Source organism: Streptomyces sp. MK37H, assembly GCF_018035285.1.
GTDB lineage: Bacteria > Actinomycetota > Actinomycetes > Streptomycetales > Streptomycetaceae > Streptomyces > Streptomyces endocoffeicus.
In genome coordinates, this window is sequence record NZ_JAAAYH010000613.1 from 1 (window position 1) to 4,043 (window position 4,043).

General features: G+C 70.6%; 5 protein-coding genes. 3 read left to right on the forward strand and 2 right to left on the reverse strand.

The window, feature by feature from the left end; all coding sequences use genetic code 11:
- Window positions 1-80: 80 nt before the first annotated feature.
- Window positions 81-1,016, forward strand: coding sequence for an ABC transporter permease (locus GWI24_RS41545; protein WP_210951199.1), 936 nt, complete (start codon window positions 81-83; stop codon window positions 1,014-1,016).
- Window positions 1,017-1,095: 79 nt separating this feature from the next.
- Here the strand turns inward: GWI24_RS41545 and GWI24_RS41550 are convergent, their stop codons facing one another.
- The gene (locus GWI24_RS41550) at window positions 1,096-1,413 is read right to left on the reverse strand and encodes an ATP/GTP-binding protein (protein ID WP_210951200.1); all 318 of its coding nucleotides are present in this window, start codon (window positions 1,411-1,413) and stop codon (window positions 1,096-1,098) included.
- Between the two features lie 209 nt (window positions 1,414-1,622).
- Between GWI24_RS41550 and GWI24_RS41555 the strand changes: the two genes are divergently transcribed.
- Window positions 1,623-2,663 carry an LLM class flavin-dependent oxidoreductase gene (locus GWI24_RS41555; protein WP_210951201.1) on the forward strand — a complete coding sequence of 347 codons (1,041 nt, stop codon included), beginning with the start codon at window positions 1,623-1,625 and terminating at the stop codon, window positions 2,661-2,663.
- Between the two features lie 37 nt (window positions 2,664-2,700).
- Here the strand turns inward: GWI24_RS41555 and GWI24_RS41560 are convergent, their stop codons facing one another.
- A complete protein-coding gene (locus GWI24_RS41560; protein ID WP_037951008.1) occupies window positions 2,701-3,093 on the reverse strand; it encodes an SCO5389 family protein in 393 nt (130 codons plus the stop codon).
- Window positions 3,094-3,304: 211 nt separating this feature from the next.
- Here GWI24_RS41560 and nucS point away from each other — a divergent pair, with 211 nt between their 5' ends.
- Entirely contained in the window at window positions 3,305-3,967 is a 663-nt protein-coding gene (nucS, locus tag GWI24_RS41565; RefSeq protein WP_037951157.1) for an endonuclease NucS, read from the forward strand.
- Window positions 3,968-4,043: the final 76 nt, after the last annotated feature.

A 4,043-nucleotide genomic window follows, 5' to 3' on the forward strand; every position in this document is an offset into this window, starting at 1 on the left:
CCCGCCACTCCCCCGGCTCAGCCGCCCGCGGCGCCGTCCGGCCCCGCCGATCTGACCAAGAGCGACAACGAGGACGCCCGATGACGACCCCGTACCAGCAGCAGTACCAGGCGCCCGTCCCCCCGCAGGGTCCTCCGCAGGGTGGTCCTCCGCAGATGCCGCCGCAGGCGGCCCCGCACCAGCCGGCGCCCTCCGGGCCTCCGTCGCAGCCGTACGCCGGTGTCGGCCCGTACACCTCGCCGATCCCGGTCCGCCAGACCCATCTCGGCAATGCCCTCGCCTCCGAGTGGACCAAGATCAAGTCGGTGCGCTCCACGATCTGGACGCTGGGCGTGATGGTCGCGCTGGTGGCCGGGATCGGACTCCTGGTGGCGGCGAGCACCAGCGACAGCGACTACGAGACCGTCCCCACCACCCTCCCCGGATTCTTCGGCACCCTGCTCGGCCAGCTGTGCATCGTCACCCTCGGGGTGCTCGTGATCACCTCCGAGTACGGCACCGGGATGATCCGGACCACCCTCACCGCCTCCCCGCAGCGCTCCCGGGTGCTCACCGCCAAGGCGCTGGTGTTCTTCACCCTCTCGTTCGCCACCACGACCCTCGCGCTCGCGCTGGTGGCCTTCGCCAGCACCGGGATGCACAGCGGGCCGGGTGTCCAGGAGCCGACGAGTGACCAGCTCCTGGGCTCGACGGTCGGCGCGGGGCTCTATGTGTCGCTGCTGGGACTGCTCTCGCTGGCCGTCGGCTGCATGCTGCGGCACTCCGCGGGCGCGATCACCACGATGCTCGGTGTGGTGCTGCTCCCGGCCATCCTCCCCGCGTTCCTGATGATGTCGGACAGCCTCCGCGATCTGGGGGAGAAGATGCAGGAGTACTCCTCGCCCCAGGCGCTGGCCTCCCTCTTCCGGATCGACGAGAGCCTGAACAGCGGCTGGCCCCAGCTGTGGGCGCTGGCCGGAGTCACGGCGGGGGCGATGGTCGCCGCCTATGTGCTGCTGGAGAAGCGCGACGTGTAGGGCTCGCGGGGCCCGAGCGGGGCCCGAGCGGGGCCCGAGCCGGATGCGCGGGGCCCGAGCCGGACGTACCCGCGCCTCGTCAATATCGCGGTGCGTTACGGGACCGCTGGAGCTTCGCGCTCCGGCGGTCCCGTGCGTTCCAGCACGCGTTGTGCCAGTGGCGCCGGTCGTCCACGCCCATGTGCTGCTGCCAGGCGACCACATGCGCCACCCCCGGCGGAATCTCCTGGTCGCAGCCCGGGCAGCGGTAGTGCTTGGCGGCCGCCCCGCCGCCGACCTGCCGGACCACCCATTCCTCGCCCTGCCAGGTCTCCATGCGGTCGAGGCCATAACGGCCCGTACTCTCGTGGCCGACGGGCTTTTCGCCGCCTCGCGGGCGGTTTCGGCGTGGAGACACGGGGCACCTCGACAGAACTGGGACCTAACGGGCTGTGACCAGCCTACGCGCTACGGTCACCCGCCAGGAAAGCCGTCGTCCACACCCACGCTCTGATCATCATGAAAACTTCATGCTCGGCCGTGCCCTTGGCACGTGTCAGGCGTTAATGCCTACGAGGGGGGATGCCCGCGCCGGCACATCAGCCGCGACAAGGAGGCAGTTTCACAATGGATGTGGGGGCTTTCATCCTGGCCGCTCAATTCCCAGGCCAGGGACAGGAGGAGGCGCTGCACCGGGCGGTCCGGTCGGCCGAGCTCTCCGAGGAGACCGGGCTGGACGCGGTCTGGGTCGCCGAGCACCACTTCGTTCCGTACGGCGTCTGCCCGTCCGCGGTCACCCTCGCCGCCCTGCTGCTGGGACGTACCCGCCGGATCGGCGTCGGTACGGCGGTGAGCGTACTGCCGACCGCGCATCCCGTCGCGCTGGGTGAGCAGGCGGCACTGCTCCATCTCCTCTCCGGTGGCCGGTTCACACTGGGTGTCGGCCGTGGCGGGCCCTGGGTGGACCTCGAGGTCTTCGGTTCGGGCCTGCGGGCGTACGAGCAGGGCTTCCCCGAATCACTCGATCTGCTGCTGCGCTGGCTGCGCGAGCCCCGGGTCGGGACCGACGGCGAGCGGTTCGCCTTCCGCGAGGTGACGGTGGTGCCGCGCCCCGACGACGCCCTCGCCGGGCCGGTGGTGGGCGCCCCGCCGGTGGTCGTCGCCTGCACCTCGCCCACCAGTGTGCGGCTGGCCGCCGAGCGCGGGCTGCCCATGCTGCTCGGCATGCACTGCGGGGACGAGGAGAAGGCCGAGGTGGTCGGCCTGTGGCGGAAGTCCGCGCTGGCGGCGGGCCGTTCACCGGAGCATGTCGAGGCGGTGGCGGCGCGCCATGTCTCGGCCGGGGTGGTGCAGATCGCGGACACCCGCCCCGCGGCGGCCGAGGTCCTGACCAAGGCGATGCCCGGCTGGCTGCGGCAGGGTCTGGAGGCGCATGTGACGGTCGACGGCCGGGAGCGCCGGATGCGCGACCCGGTGGCCTATGCGGAGCTGCTGTGCGAGCTGCATCCGGTGGGCTCGCCGCGGCTGTGCGCCGACCGGCTGGCGGCGACCGCCGAGCGCACCGGGATCCACCGGTTCGCGCTGCTGGTCGAGGGGTCGGGCGATCTGGCGGCCACGGAGGAGAATGTACGACGGCTCGGTGGTGAGGTGCTGCCGCTCCTGCGCTGATACACCTCCCCCTGGTGGAGCGGCAGCGTACGTCCCATCAGCAGTCGCGGAGTTCGGGTGACTGGTTGAGCAGCTGCCCCCGGACCGAGGTGAAACGGGCGAGGCGCTCGTCGGCCGATGCGTCCATCGGGAAGACCGCCACCCGATGACAGTTCTGGAAGGCCAGCCGCACGCCGAAGTGGCGCTGCAGCGCGCCGCGTATCGCGTCACTGGCGAGTGCGCGGAGCAGTTGACCGCGCGCCTGCTCATCGGGCGGCGGCGTCTGGTTGTCGGCGAACTCCCCGCCGTCCACCTTCAGCTGGGCCACCAACGAGCTGATCATCTCCCATGCGTACGGTAGGGAGTTCCGGACGCAGTCGACGAAGGCCGCTTCGTCGACCTCGCCTCGCTCGGCCTGTTCGAGCAGGGCCGGTGAGACGTCGAGCGACATGGGTTCTCCTCTCGCGACCCCGCGAGCGGGGTCTCAGGGATGGGAAGGGCGGACGGCGACGCAGCGTACCCGTCCGACGACCACCCGCTTCAACGGTAAGTCGGCCACTGCGCCCGCACCAGGAGAATGGGCACACAACCAGCCATCGCCGAAGGGGTCCATCGGCGGACGAATCGCGTGCGGCGGTGGTGGTCGAGTAGCGTTGCCGACCATGCGTCTCGTCATCGCCCGGTGCTCGGTGGACTACGCCGGCCGCCTCACCGCCCACCTCCCCTCGGCACCCCGTCTGATCCTGGTCAAGGCCGACGGCAGTGTGTCCATCCACGCGGACGACAGGGCCTACAAACCCCTCAACTGGATGTCTCCGCCGTGCACGCTGAAGGAAGGCGACGACGATGTGTGGACGGTCGTGAACAAGGCGGGGGAGAAGCTCATCATCACCATGGAGGAGGTCCTCCATGACTCCTCGCACGAACTCGGCGTCGACCCCGGCCTGATCAAGGACGGTGTCGAGGCCCATCTGCAGGAGCTGCTCGCCGATCGTATCGAGACACTCGGCGATGGCTGGACGCTTATTCGGCGTGAATACCCCACCGCCATCGGCCCCGTGGACATTCTCTGCCGCGACGCGGACGGGGCGACGGTCGCCGTGGAGATCAAACGCCGTGGTGAGATCGACGGTGTCGAACAGCTCACCCGCTATCTCGAACTCCTCAACCGGGACCCGCACCTCGCCCCGGTGAAGGGCGTCTTCGCCGCCCAGGAGATCAAGCCCCAGGCCCGCGTCCTCGCCACGGACCGGGGCATCGGCTGCGCGGTGCTGGACTACGACGCGCTCCGGGGCATCGAGGACGACAAGCTCCGGCTCTTCTGACGCGGAGCCCGATCTGACGTGGGAGGCCGGGGCCTCCTCCCGTCGTACGGCCTCACGCCCGCCCCCCGGAGCCGGG

Bases quoted from the DNA above. Each gene is read 5' to 3' on its own strand.
- GWI24_RS41560 (WP_037951008.1), bottom strand. From the start codon at position 3,093: ATGTCGCTCGACGTCTCACCGGCCCTGCTCGAACAGGCCGAGCGAGGC.
- GWI24_RS41545 (WP_210951199.1), top strand. From the start codon at position 81: ATGACGACCCCGTACCAGCAGCAGTACCAGGCGCCCGTCCCCCCGCAG.
- GWI24_RS41555 (WP_210951201.1), top strand. From the start codon at position 1,623: ATGGATGTGGGGGCTTTCATCCTGGCCGCTCAATTCCCAGGCCAGGGA.
- nucS (WP_037951157.1), top strand. From the start codon at position 3,305: ATGCGTCTCGTCATCGCCCGGTGCTCGGTGGACTACGCCGGCCGCCTC.